This is a genomic window from Sphaerotilus sp. (assembly GCF_013299175.1).
Lineage (GTDB): Bacteria > Pseudomonadota > Gammaproteobacteria > Burkholderiales > Burkholderiaceae_C > Sphaerotilus.
This window is the reverse complement of the sequence record NZ_JAAFKF010000034.1, coordinates 1-17802: the sequence shown is the minus strand read 5'-3', so window position 1 is coordinate 17802 and position 17802 is coordinate 1. Positions and strand designations below refer to the sequence as shown.

The 17802-nt window shown below is 68.3% G+C and carries 16 protein-coding genes and 1 pseudogene; 7 read left to right on the top strand and 10 right to left on the bottom strand.

Features of this window, described 5'->3' with window-relative positions:
• Positions 1-62 precede the first annotated feature (62 nt).
• On the bottom strand, positions 63-392 hold the full coding sequence (trxA, locus tag QZW52_RS08110) for a thioredoxin (protein ID WP_293997151.1): 330 nt from the start codon (positions 390-392) through the stop codon (positions 63-65).
• Between the two features lie 264 nt (positions 393-656).
• Between trxA and QZW52_RS08105 the strand changes: the two genes are divergently transcribed.
• The 7 genes from QZW52_RS08105 (at position 657) to QZW52_RS08075 (ending at position 9638) form a co-directional block, all read left to right on the top strand.
• Positions 657-2348: an HDOD domain-containing protein gene (locus tag QZW52_RS08105; RefSeq protein ID WP_293997150.1), complete on the top strand. Its 1692-nt coding sequence runs from the start codon at positions 657-659 to the stop codon at positions 2346-2348.
• Positions 2349-2354: 6 nt separating this feature from the next.
• Positions 2355-3203: a TatD family hydrolase gene (locus QZW52_RS08100; protein WP_293997149.1), complete on the top strand. Its 849-nt coding sequence runs from the start codon at positions 2355-2357 to the stop codon at positions 3201-3203.
• Positions 3200-4063 (top strand): methyltransferase domain-containing protein, encoded by an 864-nt coding sequence (locus QZW52_RS08095; RefSeq protein WP_293997147.1) that lies wholly within the window; start codon positions 3200-3202, stop codon positions 4061-4063. Before QZW52_RS08100 ends, QZW52_RS08095 begins: the two co-directional genes overlap by 4 nt.
• Complete coding sequence (locus tag QZW52_RS08090) at positions 4060-5859, top strand: GspE/PulE family protein (protein ID WP_293997145.1); 1800 nt, start codon at positions 4060-4062, stop codon at positions 5857-5859. Before QZW52_RS08095 ends, QZW52_RS08090 begins: the two co-directional genes overlap by 4 nt.
• Positions 5860-5951: 92 nt before the next feature.
• Positions 5952-6422, top strand: a complete 471-nt coding sequence (locus tag QZW52_RS08085) for a tripartite tricarboxylate transporter TctB family protein (RefSeq protein ID WP_293997143.1) — start codon at positions 5952-5954, stop codon at positions 6420-6422.
• 13 nt (positions 6423-6435) lie between these two features.
• Positions 6436-7947 carry a tripartite tricarboxylate transporter permease gene (locus QZW52_RS08080; protein ID WP_293997140.1) on the top strand — a complete coding sequence of 504 codons (1512 nt, stop codon included), beginning with the start codon at positions 6436-6438 and terminating at the stop codon, positions 7945-7947.
• 86 nt (positions 7948-8033) lie between these two features.
• Positions 8034-9638, top strand: a complete 1605-nt coding sequence (locus tag QZW52_RS08075) for an MFS transporter (protein WP_293997137.1) — start codon at positions 8034-8036, stop codon at positions 9636-9638.
• A 14-nt stretch (positions 9639-9652) separates the two neighbouring features.
• On the opposite strand, the gene QZW52_RS08070 is transcribed toward QZW52_RS08075, so the two are convergent.
• From QZW52_RS08070 to QZW52_RS08030, 9 genes and pseudogenes are all read right to left on the bottom strand, one after another.
• Positions 9653-11107 (bottom strand): 2-hydroxymuconic semialdehyde dehydrogenase, encoded by a 1455-nt coding sequence (locus QZW52_RS08070; protein WP_293997134.1) that lies wholly within the window; start codon positions 11105-11107, stop codon positions 9653-9655.
• Between the two features lie 61 nt (positions 11108-11168).
• The gene (locus QZW52_RS08065) at positions 11169-12113 is read right to left on the bottom strand and encodes a catechol 2,3-dioxygenase (RefSeq protein ID WP_293997131.1); all 945 of its coding nucleotides are present in this window, start codon (positions 12111-12113) and stop codon (positions 11169-11171) included.
• Positions 12114-12123: 10 nt separating this feature from the next.
• Complete coding sequence (locus tag QZW52_RS08060; RefSeq protein ID WP_293997129.1) at positions 12124-12525, bottom strand: 2Fe-2S iron-sulfur cluster binding domain-containing protein; 402 nt, start codon at positions 12523-12525, stop codon at positions 12124-12126.
• A gap of 17 nt (positions 12526-12542) precedes the next feature.
• On the bottom strand, positions 12543-13628 hold the full coding sequence (locus tag QZW52_RS08055; protein ID WP_293997127.1) for an NADH:ubiquinone reductase (Na(+)-transporting) subunit F: 1086 nt from the start codon (positions 13626-13628) through the stop codon (positions 12543-12545).
• A gap of 17 nt (positions 13629-13645) precedes the next feature.
• Positions 13646-14050: a phenol hydroxylase subunit P4 gene (locus QZW52_RS08050; protein ID WP_434738295.1), complete on the bottom strand. Its 405-nt coding sequence runs from the start codon at positions 14048-14050 to the stop codon at positions 13646-13648.
• Positions 14047-15615 (bottom strand): aromatic/alkene/methane monooxygenase hydroxylase/oxygenase subunit alpha, encoded by a 1569-nt coding sequence (locus QZW52_RS08045; RefSeq protein ID WP_293997124.1) that lies wholly within the window; start codon positions 15613-15615, stop codon positions 14047-14049. The genes QZW52_RS08050 and QZW52_RS08045 overlap by 4 nt, the downstream gene beginning before the upstream one ends.
• 43 nt (positions 15616-15658) lie before the next feature.
• On the bottom strand, positions 15659-16390 hold the full coding sequence (locus QZW52_RS08040; protein WP_293997121.1) for an ABC transporter ATP-binding protein: 732 nt from the start codon (positions 16388-16390) through the stop codon (positions 15659-15661).
• Positions 16387-17118, bottom strand: coding sequence for an ABC transporter ATP-binding protein (locus tag QZW52_RS08035; protein ID WP_293997118.1), 732 nt, complete (start codon positions 17116-17118; stop codon positions 16387-16389). The genes QZW52_RS08040 and QZW52_RS08035 overlap by 4 nt, the downstream gene beginning before the upstream one ends.
• 10 nt (positions 17119-17128) lie before the next feature.
• Positions 17129-17802, bottom strand: a pseudogene (locus tag QZW52_RS08030) (hypothetical protein); the annotation flags it as partial.

The window sequence follows — 17802 nt, the reverse complement described above, 5'->3', positions numbered from 1 at the left end:
ATCTGGCGCGCAGTGGCATTTGCGGGGATGCCTGCACAGTGCGGCTGGCATCTCTGGTCAAATTATAGATGAGATTCGACAAACGCCTTCAACTGGATCAGGGCCACGGCGCCGACCTTGGTCGCCACGGGCAGTCCGTTCTTGAACAGCATCAGCGTCGGGATGCCGCGGATGCCGAACTTGCTGGAGGTGAGCTGGTTGCTGTCCACGTCCAGTTTCACGACCTTGAGCTTGCCGTCCAATTGTTCGGCCAGCACATCCAGACTGGGGGCCATCTGCTTGCAGGGGCCGCACCATTCGGCCCAGAAATCAACCAGGACGGGCTTGTCGGATTTCATGACTTCCGACTCGAACGTGCTGTCGGAGATGTGGGCGATGAGGTGGCTGCTCATGAGAGTTCCGTCGAAAGGGAAAAGGCCGAAAGATTTTCGGCCGGTGGCGATATGGCGACGATTTTGGCATGAACCCGGCAGACCCTGTGCAGAGCCGCCCGAGCAAGTGCCTGTCTGCACCCTGGGGCTCCACCGGAGACGCCTTGGAAATGCAGGGTATTTTCGCCGTTGACCGTTGGGTGCCGGCAGCTCCAATGGGGGCGATGCCCATGCTGCTTTCGTTGCTTTCGCATTCCTCGACTTCTGACTCTCGATCGCCACACCATGACCGATGCCGTTGCAGCCCCTGCGCCTGTCCTGCGAACCTTTGGTGATTTCGGACTGCTGCGCCTGCTCGGGCGCAGCTCGCTGACCATCGCCTGGCTCGCCCGCGACCACCGCACGGGCGAGGTCGTGCGCCTGCTGGCTTCGACGCAGCCGGTGCAGGCATCCGCCGTGCGCGCACGCTGTGTGGAGGATGCGCAACGGGCGGCACGGCTGGTGCATCCCCGGCTGGTGCCGGTGCGCCAGGTGGGGTGTGTGGACCGGTTCCCGTATGTGGTGTGCGACGCCGAACCGGGGGAGGGGGAGGCTGGGCCTGCCGCCACGACTGTGCTGGGACTTGGCGATCTGGTGCGCCGCGGACACGACCTGCTCGACGGGCTGTCGTATGTCCACGAGGCGGCCATGCTCCACGGGGACATCGGCCAGCACACGGTGGTGGTCGATGCTGCGGGGCGCTTGCGCCTGTGGGGCTGTGGCCTGGGGATGGCGTTGGCACCGGTACCTGCACCGGGCCTGGGTCTGGGCACGCTGCTGTCCCGCGAGATCGCGGCCTGCGGACTCCTGATCCAGCACTGGCTGCTCGGCCGTGCGCCCCTGGACGAGCCGGACATGCCCACGCTGCTGGCCCGGATCCATGTCGCCGACCTGCGCCTGCCGACCCACGTTCCACAGCCTGTGCCCGTCTCGCTGCGCCTGATCATCAACCGGGCCACCGACCTCCACCCCCAGAGGCGCTTCGTCCACGCCCGCAGTTTCGAGCGCGTGCTGGCCCATTGGCAGCAGACCCAGTTGCAGGACGGCGAGGGTTTCGACGACATGCTGGCCGAGCGCATTCGGCGCGGTGGCCACCTGCCGGCGCGGCCGATGCTGTCCAGCCGGGTCACGCAGATCGCGGCCATGGAACAGCAGCGGCTCGATGTCGTGGTGGATGTGTTGCTGGAAGACATCGGGCTGAGCCTCGGCATGCTGCGCTCGGCGAACGCCGCCGACGCCGCCGCCGTGACGCTGGACGAGCCGGTGCTCACGGTGAACCGTGCCTTGCAGCTCATGGGCACGGCCGGGCTGCGCCGGGTGGCGGCGGGCATGAAAGCGTGGCCGGGCATGCTCAAGCCGACCGCTGCGCGCGTGTTCGAGACCACGATGCACCGCGCCTTGCTGGCCGGCCACCTGGCGGAACACCTCGCTCCGCCGGGCATGGATGCCGAAGCCGCCTTGCTCGCCGCCCAGCTCCAGCACCTCGGCCGCCTGCTGGCCGCCTACCACTTCCCCGAAGAGCTGCAGCAGATCGATCGGCTGCAGACCGCCGGGGATGTCGGCAGCGGCCAGCCCGTCGAGGAGGACACGGCGGCCCTGGCCGTGCTGGGCGTGGATCTGCCGGGTTTGTGCTTGTCGTTCCTGCGGCTGTGGGGGCTGGAGGACGCGCTGCGGCAGCGGATCAAGCCGATCCCGCTGGACCGGCGCATCCTGAGTCCGAGCACGCCGAGCGGCTGGATCAAGCTGGTGGCGAGCTGTGCCAACGAGATCGTGGCCGTGACCGAGCTGGCCCAATCCGACCAGCCCGCCGCGCTGACCCACGTGCTTGACCGCTACCACCACGCGCTCGACCTCGACACCGAGCAGGTGCGCAGCGCCATGCGCCAGGCGCGCGATAAGCTCTCGCACCACATCGTTCAACCAGCCGCCACGCGCTGAACCCCGGTGCCCCACTGGATCGACACCCACTGCCACCTCGACGCCCCGGAATTCGACGCCGACCGCCCCGCCGTGGTGGAGCGTGCCCGTGCGGCGGAGGTGTCGCTGCTGGTGGTTCCGGCGGTCGAATGTGCGCACTTTGACCGCGTGCGGACCCTCGCCCACGCGACCGGCAACACCTACGCCCTGGGCCTGCACCCGCTCTGCGTCCACCGCCAGCCCGCCGATGCGCTGGCGCAACTGGCCCAGGCGCTGGACACGCACCGCCGCGACGAACGCCTCGTCGCGGTCGGCGAAATCGGCCTGGACGGCTTCGTGCCGGGTCTGGACTGGGCCATCCAGGAGCGTTTCTACGCCGCACAGCTCGCCCTGGCCCGCAGCGCCGATCTCCCGGTGATCCTGCATGTGCGCCGCTCCGCCGACGGGCTGCTCAAGCACCTGCGCCGTGCGGGCGTGCGCGGCGGCATTGCCCACGCCTTCAACGGCAGCGTGCAGCAGGCGCAGGCGTTCATCGACCTGGGTTTCCGGCTTGGTTTTGGCGGCACGATGACCTTCGAGCGCGCTCTCCAGATCCGCCGGCTGGCGCAGACCTTGCCGGCCGGGTCGATCGTGCTCGAAACCGATGCGCCCGACATCCCGCCGCACTGGCGCTACCGCACCGCCGACGAGCGGGCGCGGGGCCTGACCAGCCGCAACGAGCCGGCGGAGCTGCCGCGCATCGCCGAGACGCTGGCGGCGCTGCGCGGCTGGTCGCTGGAGGAGACCGCGGCGATCACCTCGGCCAACGCCTGCGCCGCCTTGCCGCGGCTGGCACAGTGGTGGCACAGCAGGTTTGCGCCTTACGATCGGGCATGACCTCGCACCACCTGCCCGACGATCTCCCGGACCTCCCTGCCGTCCAATCCACCAAAGCCGCCAAACCTGCCCGCGCCCGACGCAAGACCCTGCCCTCGGCCTCCATCTCCGAATTCGATGGCGTGCGCTACCTGCACCTCGGGGAGACGCCGTGGGTGCAGGGCGCCATGCGGCTGCGCAAGCCCCATGCGCTGGAGCTGGAGTACGTGCAGCGCATGATGGTCTGGCTGCTGCTGCGCGATCCCGACACGCTGGACGCCACCCGCGTCGTGCAGCTCGGCCTCGGTGCTGCGGCGCTGACCCGGTTCTGCCACACCGAACTCGGGCTGCACACCACCGCCGTCGAGCTGAACCCGCAGGTGATCGCCGCCTGCCGCCAGTGGTTCCGCCTGCCCGCCAACGACGAGCGGTTGAACGTGGTGGAGGCGGACGCCGCCACCTGGGTCGTCGATCCCGCTCACCACGGCAGCGCCGACGTGCTCAGCATCGACCTCTACGACCACCAGGCTGCCGCTCCCGTGCTCGACGACGAAGCGTTCTACCGCGACTGCCACGCCGTGCTGGCCGAAGGCGGACTGCTGGTGGTCAACCTGTTCGGCCGCAACGCCAGCTTTGCCCGCAGCGCCCGCCGCATCGACGCCGCATTTTCGCCGGGCGGCGGGCAGGTGCTGATGCTCGCGCCGACCGAGGAGGGCAACACCATCGTGGTCGCGCTCAAGGATGGGCAGCGCCCCGACGACACCGTGCTGCGCGAGCGCGCCGCGCAGATCACCGAACGCTGCGGCCTGAAGGCGGTACGCTGGCTGGGTCTGATCGGCCCGCTACCGCGGCGCCGCGCCGCCGGGAGTCCCACGCCATGAGCCTCACCCCCCAACGCCCCGCTCCCAGCCTGCAGTCGCACCAGGGACCGCTGACCTGGCGCGACCTGCTGCACTGGCTGGTGGAAGACGAGATCGTGCGCGCCAGCGACGCCGCGCTGCTGGCCCAGCGGCTCGGCGCGGGCGACAGCGCGCAGCACCCGCTGGTGCGGCTGGCCAATGCCGGGCTGCGCCACACCCGCACGCTGGACCCGCTCGACCTGGAGACCCTGACCCGCTGGCTGGCGCAGCGCGTGAGCCTGCCGTACTTGCGCATCGATCCGATCAAGGTCGATGTGGCCAAGGTGACGGAGGTGATGTCGGTCGGCTATGCGGAGCGGCGGCGCGTGCTGCCGGTGCAGGTGGGGGCGGCCGAGGTGGTCGTCGCCACCAGCGAGCCGTTCGTGGTGGACTGGATCAGCGAGATCGCCCAGCACACGCGCAAGACGGTGCGGCTGGTGGTCGCCAACCCGCTGGACATCGCGCGCTACACGGTCGAGTTCTACAACCTCGCCCGCTCGGTGCGTGCTGCCCAGAAGACGGGCGAGGTGAGTGCTGCGGTCAACTTCGAGCAGCTCGTCGAACTCGGCAAGCACAAGCAGCTCGACGCCAACGACCAGGGCGTCGTGCAGGTGGTGGACTGGCTCTGGACCTACGCCTTCGAGCAGCGCGCCAGCGACATCCACCTGGAGCCGCGCCGCGACCAGTGCGTGATCCGGCTGCGGATCGACGGCGTGCTGCACACCGTCTACCAGTTGCCGCAGACGGTGATGGCGGCGGTGACAGCGCGGATCAAGCTGCTGGGGCGCATGGACGTGATCGAGCGCCGCCGCGCCCAGGACGGCCGCATCAAGACCCGCAGCCCCAAGGGCGACGAGATCGAGATGCGCCTGTCCACACTGCCGACCGCGTTCGGCGAGAAGCTGGTGATGCGCATCTTCGATCCGGAAACCGCCGTGCAGCCCGTCGAAGGACTTGGCTTCACGGCGCAGGACGCCCAACGCTGGCAGCACCTCACCGCCCAGCCGCACGGCATCGTCCTCGTCACCGGCCCCACCGGCAGCGGCAAGACGACCACGCTCTACGCCACGCTGAAGCGGCTGGCGACCGACGAGGTCAACGTCTGCACCATCGAAGACCCGATCGAGATGATCGAGCCGGCGTTCAACCAGACGCAGGTCCAGGCCGCGCTCGACCTCGATTTCGCCAGCGGCCTGCGCACGCTGATGCGGCAAGACCCGGACATCATCATGATCGGCGAGATCCGCGACCTCGCCACCGCGGACATGGCGATCCAGGCCGCCCTCACCGGCCACCTCGTCTTCTCGACGCTGCACACCAACGACGCCGCCAGCGCCATCACGCGGCTGCTGGACCTGGGGGTGGCGCCTTACCTCATCAGCGCGACGGTGATCGGTGTGCTGGCACAGCGGCTGGTGCGGCAGTTGTGCCCGGCGTGCAAGCAGCCGGACCTGGCGCTGACACTGCCCGCCTTGCAAGCCGCATTGCCCAGCGTGCCGGTGCTGGCCGAGCACGAACCCTTCCAGCCGCACCGCCCGGTCGGCTGCCCGGCGTGCCGGCAGAGCGGTTTCCGGGGCCGGCGCGGGCTGTTCGAGCTGCTCACGGTGAACGAAGCCGTGCGGGGCGCCGTGCGCGAGGTGCCGGACCTGGGCTTGCTGCGCCGGCAGAGCCTGTCGGACGGGCTGCAGCCGCTGCGCCGCGCCGGCCTGCGCCAGGTCGCCGATGGGCGCACGACGCTCGACGAGGTGCTGCGCTCGACGCCCGGTTGGGAGACGTGATTTTCGTCCGCTAAGTGGAATCCACAGCAGATTGCATGGGGGCGCTTCCTAGAATTGGTCATCCGTTTTGTTGATCGATGAGGAGAGAACTCGTGCAAATCAAGAGCCAGAAAGACTTCTGGTCGGGACTGATGTTCCTGGGTGTCGGGGCGGCCTTCGCCATCGGCTCGCTGGAATACAGCTTCGGCAGTTCGGCCCGACCTGGTCCCGCCTATTTCCCTTTCGGTCTGGGCGTGCTCATGGCGATCCTGGGCGGAATGGTGCTGTTCACGTCCCTGACCAAGGACACCCCCGACGGTGAACCGATCGGCGCCTTCGCCTGGCGCCCCCTGGTGGTGATCCTGGTGGCGGTGACCCTGTTCGGTGCCTTGCTGCCCCGCCTGGGCCTGTTCATCACGCTGCCCGTGCTGGTGATCCTGTCGGCCATGGCCAGCGAAGAGTTCACCATCAAGGATGCCGCGCTCAACGCCGCCATCCTGACCGTGATGTCCTGGGGCATCTTCTCCAAGGGCCTCGGCCTGACCATCCCCCTGCTGCCGACGATGTTCGGCGCAGGCACCTGAGGCGGCCACGACCATGGACCTGATCCACAACCTGTCGCTCGGCTTCCAGACCGCCGCGACCTTCCAGAACCTGTTCTACGCGCTGATGGGCTCCATCCTCGGCACGCTGATCGGCGTGCTGCCCGGACTCGGCCCGGTGGCGACGATCGCGATGCTGCTGCCGTCGATCTATGCACTCGACGCCACGCCGGCACTGATCATGCTGGCCGGCATCTACTACGGCGCGCAATACGGCGGTTCCACGACAGCCATCCTGATCAATGTCCCCGGCGAGTCCAGCTCGGTGGTGACGGCGATCGACGGCTATGCGATGGCACGCAAGGGCCGCGCCGGTCCCGCGCTGGCCGCCGCCGGCCTGGGTTCGTTCTTTGCGGGTTGCGTGGGCACGATCGTCATCGCGGCCTTCGCGCCCCCGCTGACGGAACTCGCGTTCAAGTTCGGCCCCGCGGAATACTTCTCGCTGATGGTGCTGGGTCTGATCGGCGCGGTGGTGCTGGCCTCCGGCTCGCTGGTCAAGGCGATCGCGATGATCGTGCTGGGCCTGCTGCTGGGCCAGATCAACACCGACGTGATCTCGGGCGTGCCGCGCTTCTCGTTCGATGTGGCCGAGCTGACGGACGGCATCGGCTTCGTGACCATCGCCATGGGCGTGTTCGGCTTTGGCGAGATCATCGCCAACCTGGGCATGCCGGCCGAGCAGCGCGAGGTCTTCACCAAGAACGTGACGGGCCTGATGCCCACCAAGCAGGACTTCAAGGACGCCTTCCCCGCCGTGCTGCGTGGCACCGCGCTGGGTTCGATCCTGGGTGTGCTGCCCGGTGGGGGTGCGCTGCTGGCCTCGTTCGCGGCCTACACGGTCGAGAAGAAGGTGCGTGGCCGTCCCGGTGAAGTGCCGTTCGGCCAAGGCAACATCCGCGGCGTGGCCGGTCCCGAATCGGCCAACAACGCCGGCGCGCAGACCAGCTTCATCCCGATGCTGACGCTGGGCATCCCGCCGAACGCCGTGATGGCGCTGATGGTGGGCGCGATGACGATCAAGGGCATCCAGCCGGGTCCGCAGGTCATGGCCAGCAACCCCGAGCTGTTCTGGGGCCTGATCGCTTCGATGTGGATCGGCAACCTGATGCTGGTGATCCTGAACCTGCCGCTGATTGGCATCTGGATCAAGCTGTTGACGGTGCCGTACCGCTTCCTGTTCCCGGCGATCCTGGTGTTCTGCTGCATCGGGCTGTACACGCTGAACAACAACAACTTTGACGTGTACATGGCGGCAGGCTTCGGTCTGGTGGGCTACATCTTCTACAAGATCGGTTGTGAACCGGCGCCGCTGCTGCTGGGCTTCATCCTCGGCCCGATGATGGAAGAGAACCTGCGCCGTGCGCTGCTGCTGTCGCGCGGTGACTGGAGCACGTTCATGACGCGTCCGCTGTCGGCGGGCCTGCTGCTGGCGGCGTTCGCGATGGTCGTGGTGGTGATGCTGCCGTCGATCAAGAACAAGCGCGAAGAGGCTTTCCAGGAAGAATGAGCCTGCGGTCGCAGGACTCCCCGAGTCCGGCTACCCTCGAAGCCCCACCCTCTGCGGTGGGGCTTTTTCGTTTCGGAGCATTCTGGATGCTGGACCTTGACCGTTTGCCCGCCGCGCTGCAGCCGCTGCGCATGGCCGTTTTCCGCATGTTGTGGCTGGCGTGGCTCGCCGCCAACCTGACGATGTGGATGAACGACGTGGCCGCCGCCTGGATGATGACGCAGCTCACCACCAGCGCGGCCATGGTGGCGCTGGTGTCGGCGGCTTCCACCTTGCCGGTGTTCCTGCTTGGACTGCCGAGCGGGGCGCTGGCCGACATCGTGGACCGGCGGCGCTGGTTCGCCTCCACGCAGCTCTGGGTGGCGTCCGTGGCCACGGTGCTGGCGCTGTTCTCGCTGGGGGGTGGGCTGACGGCGCCGCTGTTGCTGGTGCTGACCTTCGCCAACGGCATCGGGCTGGCGGCGCGCTGGCCGGTGTTCGCCGCGATCGTGCCGGACATCGTGCCGGCGGAAAAGCTCTCCGGTGCGCTGGCGCTGCAGGCCATGGCCATGAACCTCTCGCGGGTCATCGGGCCGGTGCTGGCCGGTGCCTTGCTGGCGGCGGCGGGCAGCGCGGCGGTGTTCGTGCTCAACGCGGTGCTGTCGCTGCTGGCGTTCGTGCAGATCCTGCGCTGGAGGACCGAGCCGCGCATCAGCGCCTTGCCGGGCGAGCGGTTTGTCGGCGCGATGCGCGTCGGCGTGCAGCATGTGGCACAGAACCCGCGGATGCGCGCCGTGCTGCTGCGGGTGTTCGTGTTCTTTTTCCTGAGCACGGCGCTGACTGCGCTGATGCCACTGGTGGCCCGCCGGCTTGGCGGCGGGGCGGGCAGTTTCACCCTGCTGATGTCCTGCATGGGCCTGGGCGCGATGGTGGCCGTGATGGTGATTCCAGCGCTGCGCGACCGCTACAGCCGCGACCTGATCGTGCAGGTGGCGTCGCTCATGGTGTCGGCGATGACGCTGCTGGTGGCGCTGTCGCCGTGGCTGTGGCTGAGCGCACTGGGCATGGCGCTGGGCGGGATGGCGTGGATCAGTTGCGCCAACACGCTGACCATGTCGGCCCAGCTCGCCTTGCCCAACTGGGTGCGGGCGCGGGGCATGTCCACCTACCAGATGGCGCTGATGGGTGGCTCGGCGTCGGGGGCGGTGGTCTGGGGGCAGGCGGCGGATCTGCTCGGCTCGGTGCCGGAGAGTCTGGTGGTGGCCGCGGTATGCGGGCCGCTGGTGCTGTTCCTGGTGCGGGGCTTCACGGTGTCGGGGGGCGGTGACGCTGACCTGCGCCCGGCGTCACCCAGCCAGACGCCGCACCCGGCCATCGAGATCGGCCCGGACGAAGGGCCGGTCATGGTCACGGTCGAATACTGGATCGACCCGGCCCGCGCTGCCGCGTTCGCCGACGTGATGCGCACCACCCGGCAGGCGCGGCTGCGGCAAGGTGCCTTGTCGTGGGGATTGTTCCGCGACACGGAACGGCCGGGGCGCTATGTCGAGTATTTCGTCGATGAAACCTGGGTCGAGCACCTGCGCCGCCAGGAGCGGTTCACCGCCGATGACATCCAGTTGCGGGCACAGCGGCTGGCGTTTCATCTGGGGCAGGAGGTGCCGACGGTGCGGCGGTATGTGGGGGAGGCGCTGGAGGGGGTGGGGCGGTGATATACCGCGGTGGTTCAGAGCTTGACCATGACGTTGCGCAGCTCGGTATAGAACTCCAGCGAATGCACCCCGCCCTCGCGCCCGATCCCGCTGGCCTTCGCCCCGCCAAACGCCGTGCGCAGATCCCGCAGGAACCACGAGTTGATCCAGCACAGCCCGACTTCGATGGCGGCGGCCATGCGGTGCGCGGTGCCGAGGTTCTGCGTCCACACGGTCGTCGCCAGCCCGTAGTCGGTGGCGTTGGCCAGCGCAATGGCTTCTTCCTCGGTGTCGAAGGGCGCGATGTGGCAGCACGGGCCGAAGATCTCCTCCTGGATCACGCGGGCGCTTTCGGGCAGGCCGGTCCAGATCGTCGGCTGCACCCAGTGCCCGTTCGCCAGCGCCTCGGGCATCTCGGGCACGCCGCCGCCCGTCACCACCGTCGCCCCGTCGGCCACCGCCTTGGCGTAGTAGCCCAGCACCTTCTGCTTGTGCTCCGCCGAGATCAGCGGGCCGAGGCCGACGCCGGGCATCTCGCTCGGGCCGACCTTGAGCGCCTCGGCCTTTTCCTTCAGCGCCGCCACGAACTTGTCGAAGATCGGCCGCTGCACGTAGACCCGCTCGGTGCCGAGGCAGACCTGGCCGCAGTTCTCGAACGCCGAGCGCGTGATGCCGGCCACCGCCTTGTCGAAGTCGCAGTCGGCGAACACGACGCCCGCGTTCTTGCCGCCCAGCTCGAACGACACCGGCCGCACGCCCTTGGCCGCCGCCGCCATGATCGCTTCACCCGTGCGCGTTTCCCCCGTGAAGGTGATGCCGTTGACGCCGGGGTGCCTGGTCAGGAACTCGCCCGCCGAGCCGGGGCCGAAGCCGTGCAGCACCTGGTACACGCCCTTCGGGATGCCCACCGCGTTCATGACCTCGCCGAGCAGCGTGGCGGTGGCGGGCGTCTCCTCCGACGGCTTGACAATCACCGTGTTGCCGCAGGCCAGCGCCGGGCCGACCTTCCACGTCATCAGCAGCAGCGGCAGGTTCCACGGACACACCACCGCGATCACCCCCAGCGGCGAGCGCACGGCGTAGCTCACCGCCGTGCCGCCGTCCGGCGTGGTCATCTGGAAGCTCTCGGTCGGCACGTTCTTCACGATGTCGGCGAAGACCTTGAAGTTGGCCGCGCCGCGCGGGATGTCGATGTGCGAGGCCAAACTCAGCGGTTTGCCGGTGTCGGCGATCTCGGCCTGCAGGAAATCATCGAAGCGGCGGTTGATCTCGTCGGCCACCGCGTGCAGCAGCTCAGTGCGCTTGACGACCGACATCCGGCCCCAGTCGCCCTTGAGCGCCGCACGGGCCGCTGCGACCGCCGCATCGACCTCAGCCTGCCCCGCCTCATGCACCAGCCCCAGCACCCGGTTGTCCACCGGCGCCCGGTTCTCGAAGGTCTTGGACGTGGCGACGAATTCGCCGTTGATGAAGTTCGGGTACTGTTTCATGGTGCAGACAAGGTGAGGTCGGGTCAGGGGTGGCAGGGCAGCCGGTGCGCAGGGCAGCCGCTCAGGTGTACACGTCGGTGAACGAACCTGGCAAGACACCCGTGTGGTAGAAAATGCTGCGACCGACCTCGTCCTCGGTCCAGGTCGTCACCGGACGATCCGGCTGCGCCTGGTAGCCCAAGCCGGCGAAAGTCTCGTTGCGGTTGCCGCTCGGATCGAAGAAATAGATCGTCTCGCCGCGGGTGATGCCATGCCGGGTGGGGGCCACGTCGATGCGCACCTTGTTCTTGGCCATCACGTCGCCAGCCTTCAGGATGTCGTGCCACGAGTCGAGGAAGAACGACACATGGTGGACCCCGGCCGTCGGGGCACCGACAAAGGCGATGTCGTGCGGCTTGCTGGAGCACGAAACGAAGGAGGCCAACTGGAAGGCTCCCTCCGGCCCGACGGTGATCTGCTCGGTCGGAAAGAAGCCGAGCACGTCGATGAAGAACTGGCTGTTCTCCGCGACCTTGTTGATGCCTTGACCGGGGTCGAACGGGCACATGAGCAGGACGTGGTCGAGCCAATGGACCGCCGCACCTTTGACGTCATCCGGCCAGGGGTCCGGGTTGATGGAGCCTACGCCGGTGCCGACGCACTCCTTCATGGCGTACAGCCGCATGTCGTGGCCGCTGGGCAGTTGGAATTGCAGCATCCGGCCGGTGGCGGGCAGCGTGCCTTCGGGCAGCACGGTCGTCGGGATGCCGCGGGCTTCGATCTTGGCCTGCAGCGTGTCGAGGTCGGCATCGCTCCGGACCTTGTAGGCGACATGGTTCATGCCGGCCCGATCCGAAGGCGTCAGCACGATGGAGTACTTGTCCCACTCGTCCCAGCACTTCAGGTACACGTTGCCGTGCTTGTCTTCCATCGTGGTCTTGAGGCCCAGCACGTTTTCGTAGTGCTTGACCGCTGCGGCCATGTCCATCACCTTCAGGCTGATGTGGCCAATTCGCATGACACCCATGACTTGTCTCCTAGGGGTTGGGTTGGGGGGACTGAGGGACTTGAGGGGATTGAGGGGGCGGTGGCGAAGCGGGGCATGACGCCGAGGCATGCCCGCGGGAAAACGGTTTCTCGAACTTGCCGACCACTTCGAGCCGCACCGGGGTGGTCGGCGCCACCCGGCACGCCAAGGTGCAGCCCTGGCTTTGTTCTTCGGCGCTGACATGGGCACGGCTGACGGGACCGAGCACCGTCACCTCGCCTTCGACGATGCGCACCTTGCAGACGCCGCAGCCGCCGTTGACACAGCCCACCGGGATGCCCTTGCGACCGAGCCGCAGCATCCCGTTGAGCAAGCTCTCCGTCGTGGCGCAGGGAAATTCCTCGCCGGTCTGAACGACATGGACCGTGACCTTGGGGCGGAAGTCGAACATCGTGTGGCCCTGTGCCTTCAGACGCGCTTGAACAGCGGGCTGCGCTGCGCGTTGGCGTCGGCGGCGGAGATGAATTTTTCGGTGTGGATGCCGTCCTCGAACAACCGGCCCTGCATCAGCGTGGCGATGCAGGCTTCGACCATCGGCGGCGGGCCGCAGAGGTACGCCTTGTGGCCGGCGAACTGGCCCTTGAAGTGCGCCTTGGCGGCGTCGTGGACAAAGCCGCGGGCGCCGGTCCAGCCGCTGCCCGCAGGCTCGTCGGACAGCGCGGGCACGTAGGTGAAGTTCGCATGCTGCGCCGCGAGGGCGGTGAACTCGTCGTGGTAGTACAGCTCCTCGCGGCTGCGCTGGCCGTAGACGAGGGTGATCGGTTCGGTGGCGCCCTGGCCGAGCAGGTCGAGCACCATCGAGCGCGGACTCGACAGCCCCGAGCCACCGGCCATGAACACCATCGGCAGGCGGGCCGAGCGCCGCACGAAGAAGCGCCCGTAGGGACCGGACAGCCGCAGCCGGTCGCCGACGCGCAGCTTCTCGTGCAGGTAGGCCGTGCCCGCGCCGCCCGCGACGATGCGCACGTTCAGCTCGATCTCGCCGCTGCGGGCCACGTCGGCGGGGGCATTGGCGATGGAGAAGGCGCGTGACTGGCCGAGTCCGGGGATCTCCAGTTGCACGTACTGCCCGGCCTGGAAGTCGATCGGCGAGGCATCCGAGGCGTCCGATGGGGCCAGCTTCAGGTGCAGCGCCTTGATCGTCGGCGTCAGCGCGACGAGGCGCACGACCGTGGCCGCGAAGTCGCGCACCGGGATGATCCGCGCATCCGGCTCCTCGTCCACGTCGGCCTCGATGGTCACGTCGTCCAGCAGCGTCGCGCAGCAGGCCAGCGTCTTGCCGTCGTCGCGCTCGAAGTCCATCAACGCGAAGGGGTTGGCGTGGCCGTGATCGACCTCGCCGCTGCAGACCTGGACCTTGCACGTTCCGCACAGGCCGTGGCCACAGGCGTGGGGAATGTAGATGCCTTGCCGGAGCGCGGCGTCGAGGATGGTCTGGCCGTCCTCGATGTCGATCGTGGCGCCAAGCGGTTCGATGGTGAGTTGGTAGCTCATGTCGTCGATGCGGAGGTTCAGAAGGCCAGTCGGCCAGGGGCGAGCTGGCGCCGGATGCCGGTCAGGGCCGGGGTGACGAAGCGGATCAGCGACTTGTGGCCGAGGCCGTGGGCGTCCAGCGACTTGCCGAAGTCGGGCCGGAAGCGCCGCCCGGAGTCGAACCACAGGGTGCGCTGCCAGTCGATCTGCTCGAACTCGGGGTGTTCGCCGTAGACCTCGGGCAGCACGTCGCGCACCAGCGCCCCGAACGGCAGCGACGGCGGCAGCGGCAGGCACAGCGGCGCGGCGTACATCAGGTGGTTCTCCCAAGCGAGGTAGACCAGGCGGTTGCCGTGGAAGCGGTCCTCGGTGTCGGCGATGCGCAGCGGGTAGTCGCCCAGCGTCGGCATCTGGTGGCCGGAGGCGGTCGAGGTGGGGGTCATGGCGTGGACCCTGCGGCGGGGGGCGTGGGCTGGCCGTGCCAGGCGGCGAAGTGGCGGCGGTCGGGGCTGTCGGCGAAGTCGCCGTTGTCCTCGCCCCCGGTGATGCCGTAGTAGCGCAGCACCTCGCGCACCGGGCTGTCGCCGGGCGAGGCCGGGTTCACGTCCGGCGGGTAACACGCGCCCTGGTAGATCTGATGCACCGGCAGCCACGCCTGGGCGTACTTGACCGGCTCGTTGTCCAAGATCTCCTTGCAGTGGTCGCTGCAGCAGTGGAACTTCATGCCGTGGTGGCTCGACTCGCGGAAGGCGATCTGGCCCGCGTCGCCCGGTTCGGTGAAGAACATCGGCACCTGGCAGACCTGGCACAGCATGGGCAGCGCCTGGTTGAACCAGCGGTCGTGGCCCTGGTGCAGCTTGGCCCAGTGCTCGAAGCGGGCGCGGTAGTAGGTGTCGAAGGTGTCGGGGTACTTCTCGGCCAGCCACTGCATCTCGCCTGCGCTGGGCGTCCAGGTGTGGAAGGCGGCGGCGTGGCTGTACTGGTAGAAGGTCGCCCACGCCTGGTGGCTGATGTGGTCCTTGCCTTCGCAGGCGTCCTTCCAGCCCTTCGGTTCGCGGATGCCGTAGCGGGCCAAATCCTTGAACAGTGCGCCGCCGTTCTGCTCGGCGTACATCTCCCACGCCTCCTTCCAGCTCATGACGCGCTTGGGCAGCATGTAGTCCTGCATCATCGCCACCAGCGTCAGCAGCCGGTAGCCACGCCAGAACCACTTGTCGATCCAGCGTTGCAGGATGGGCACGTTGGCGGGATCTTGTTCGAGCATGAACTTGATGCACTCGATGCCCAGCGTCATGTGGCGCGACTCGTCGGACTGCGCCGAGAAGCCGAAGGTCACGGTGGACATGTCGCCGTTGTGCGCTGCGCCGGACATGAACGGCACGAAGAGCAGGTTCGTCAGCACGTACTCGAACGAGAAGCTGATCGCGGTCAGGAACTCGAACGGCCCGCTGCTGAAGGCGTCCTCGACGAAGGACTTCGGCACCGAGAGGTACCAGACGTTGTCGAACCAGTGGTGGGGGCTGTGCAGGCCGTTGAAGTGCTTGTTGTAGTGCGACAGCGCGTGGGTTTCGGTCTGGTAGTGGCGCAGCTCGTCCACCGCCTGCATCTGGCAGGCCACGCGCACCCCGGCGCCCCCGAACTGCCGACCGACATGGGCGAAGCCGCGGTGGGCGTAGTACTCCAGCGGCGTGACGCCCTGGATGAACAGCTTGAGCGCGTTGACGTAGCGGGCGTCGCTGATGCCGAGCTGGCCGTTGTTCTGCGCGAAGGCTTCGATGACGGCGTAGAGCTTCTTTTCCTTCTCGCCCTGGTACTTCCAGTAGGCGTCCATCGTCAGCCGGAACGGGTCTTGCCACTGGTCCCAGTCGTGGATCTTGATGCCCTCGTACTGGTCCTGAGGGAAGACCTTGTCCCGCGGCTGGTAGGTCGTCTCCCAGTCCAGGCCACGGGTCATGGCGGCGTAGCGGTCCTTGAGACCCAGCTTCTTCTTGGCGACTCGGGTGTCCATGGGGTGTCCTTGGTCAAATCACATCAAAGCAGATCAACGCAAATCAAGTCAGGCCGACGGCTTCCCGGTCGCTGACCGGGAAATAGGCGCGGTGCAGGATGTCCGGGTCGGCACGCAGCCGGTCGGGCGTGCCGTCGTAGGACACCCGGCCACGCGACAGGACGTAGACGTGGTCGGACAGGCCGAGCGCGAGCTGCGTGAACTGCTCGATCAGCAGCACGCCGATGCCCTGGGCCGCGATGCGCCGCACCACCGGCACCAGCCGCGCCACGACCGTCGGCGCCAGCCCGAACGACAGCTCGTCGATCACCAGGAAACGCGGCGTCACCACCAGCGCCTGCGCCAGCGCCACCATCTGCTGCTGGCCGCCCGAGAGATCGCCGGCCGGCTGGGCAAGCTTGTCCTTCAGTTCGGGAAAGAGGTCCAGCGTTCGCTGCAGCGCCGCGTCGAGTTCACCGCGCCCCAGCCCGCTGCCCGCCACGCGCAGGTTGTCGCGCACCGTCAGCTCGCGCAGCACCTGGTGCCCTTCCGGGACGGTGGCCACGCCGTGGCGGCGGATGGCGTCCGGCGCCAGGCCCTTCAGGTCGAGTCCGTCGAGCTTGATCTGGCCGAACGCCGGCTCGATCACCCCGGCGATGCCCAGCACGGTGCTGGTCTTGCCGGCGCCGTTCGGCCCCATCAGCGCGGTGATGGCGCCGGGGGCAAGGCGCAACTGGATGCCGTGGACGACGGGCTTGGTGCCGCGGACCATGACGAGGTTGTCGATGTGCATCATGCCGCGGCCTCCAGGGTCTCGAAGTCGCCGAGGTAGGCGCGCCGCACCTCCGGCTGTGCCAGCACCTGCGCCGTCGGCCCCATCGCCAGCAGCCGGCCGAAGTCCAGCACCATCGTGGTGTCGCAGCAGGCCGAGATGAGTTCCACGTCGTGGTCGATCAGGAAGACCTGGGCGCCGCAGTGCGCGGGGATGCCGCGGATCACCTGCTCCAGGTGCGTCGATTCCGACTCGGACAGGCCCGCACCGGGTTCGTCCAGCATGACCAGCCGGGGCCGGCCGATCAGCGCCTTGGCGATCTCGGCCAGGTGGCGTTCGGCGGTGGACAGTGCGCTGCCGCGGCGGTGGAGGCGCCGGGTCAGCCCCACGTAGTCGATGGCCTGCGCGACGGCGGCGTTGGCCTCGGCTGCATTCGGGTAGCCGGCGTGGTCGGCGATGGCCTGCACGTTCTGCCACAGCGTCAGGTCGTCGGCGATCTGGTCGGTCTGGAAGGTGCGGCGCAGACCGAGGGCGGCGCGGCGGTGGGCGGGCACGCCGGTGAGGCGGTGGTCGTCCACCCGCACCGTGCCGCTCACCGGGGTGACGAAGCCGGACAGCACGTTCAGCAGCGTCGTCTTGCCCGCGCCATTGGGACCGATCAGGCCGACGACGGGGGACTCCAGCCGAACGCTGAGGTCGTTGATCGGCTTGACGCCGCCGAACTGGACGGTGAGGTGGTCGATGTCGATCATGGCGGTCGGCTCAGCGGTAGGCCGCGAACGGCTTGGGGAACTGGGCGTCGATGCGCTGGCGCAGCGGCAGCACCCAGGGATAGAGCGCCCGCTCCAGCCCCGACTTGGCCGCCAGCGCGAGCCAGACCAGCGCCAGCCCCACGGGGTACGGCACGTCAAACACACCCCACGCCACCCAGGCGACGAACAGGCCGATGAACAGCGTGTTGAGCACGCGCTTGATCAGGCGGTGGTCGGGCAGCCAGCCGCGGGACTCGAACTGGCGCGCCAGCCGCAGCGAGAGCCGGCCCTCCAGCGCCTCGACCCGGTCCTGCAGCCGCTTGCCGACAAACCCCAGCAGCAGCCAGCACACGCCGGGAATCGCCATCCGGAACAGCAGCGCGATCAGCACGATGAAAAAGGCGCCAGCAAATCCGACCCAGCCGCCCAGCGAACCGGCCAGCGCCAGCCCCGCGGCGATCAGGCCCCAGGACAGCGTGCCCTCGACGATGCGGCTGACGCGCACGAATTTGTAGAAATCGGCGAGCTGGCCGGCCAGCCCGGTGCGGCCCTGGATCAGCGACACCAGCAGCGCGAAGCCATAGAAGGCGTTGGCCAGGTTGCCGTCCACGCCGTGGTCGTTGAGCAGCGCCGGCAGCGCCCGCATCAGCAACCCGGCGAAGATGGCGCCCATCCAGTGGTAGG

Bases quoted from the DNA above. Each gene is read 5' to 3' on its own strand.
- QZW52_RS08095 (WP_293997147.1), top strand. From the start codon at position 3,200: ATGACCTCGCACCACCTGCCCGACGATCTCCCGGACCTCCCTGCCGTC.
- QZW52_RS08065 (WP_293997131.1), bottom strand. From the start codon at position 12,113: ATGGGTGTCATGCGAATTGGCCACATCAGCCTGAAGGTGATGGACATG.
- trxA (WP_293997151.1), bottom strand. From the start codon at position 392: ATGAGCAGCCACCTCATCGCCCACATCTCCGACAGCACGTTCGAGTCG.
- QZW52_RS08050 (WP_434738295.1), bottom strand. From the start codon at position 14,050: ATGACCCCCACCTCGACCGCCTCCGGCCACCAGATGCCGACGCTGGGC.
- QZW52_RS08075 (WP_293997137.1), top strand. From the start codon at position 8,034: ATGCTGGACCTTGACCGTTTGCCCGCCGCGCTGCAGCCGCTGCGCATG.
- QZW52_RS08055 (WP_293997127.1), bottom strand. From the start codon at position 13,628: ATGAGCTACCAACTCACCATCGAACCGCTTGGCGCCACGATCGACATC.
- QZW52_RS08070 (WP_293997134.1), bottom strand. From the start codon at position 11,107: ATGAAACAGTACCCGAACTTCATCAACGGCGAATTCGTCGCCACGTCC.
- QZW52_RS08060 (WP_293997129.1), bottom strand. From the start codon at position 12,525: ATGTTCGACTTCCGCCCCAAGGTCACGGTCCATGTCGTTCAGACCGGC.
- QZW52_RS08090 (WP_293997145.1), top strand. From the start codon at position 4,060: ATGAGCCTCACCCCCCAACGCCCCGCTCCCAGCCTGCAGTCGCACCAG.
- QZW52_RS08045 (WP_293997124.1), bottom strand. From the start codon at position 15,615: ATGGACACCCGAGTCGCCAAGAAGAAGCTGGGTCTCAAGGACCGCTAC.
- QZW52_RS08080 (WP_293997140.1), top strand. From the start codon at position 6,436: ATGGACCTGATCCACAACCTGTCGCTCGGCTTCCAGACCGCCGCGACC.
- QZW52_RS08105 (WP_293997150.1), top strand. From the start codon at position 657: ATGACCGATGCCGTTGCAGCCCCTGCGCCTGTCCTGCGAACCTTTGGT.
- QZW52_RS08035 (WP_293997118.1), bottom strand. From the start codon at position 17,118: ATGATCGACATCGACCACCTCACCGTCCAGTTCGGCGGCGTCAAGCCG.
- QZW52_RS08040 (WP_293997121.1), bottom strand. From the start codon at position 16,390: ATGATGCACATCGACAACCTCGTCATGGTCCGCGGCACCAAGCCCGTC.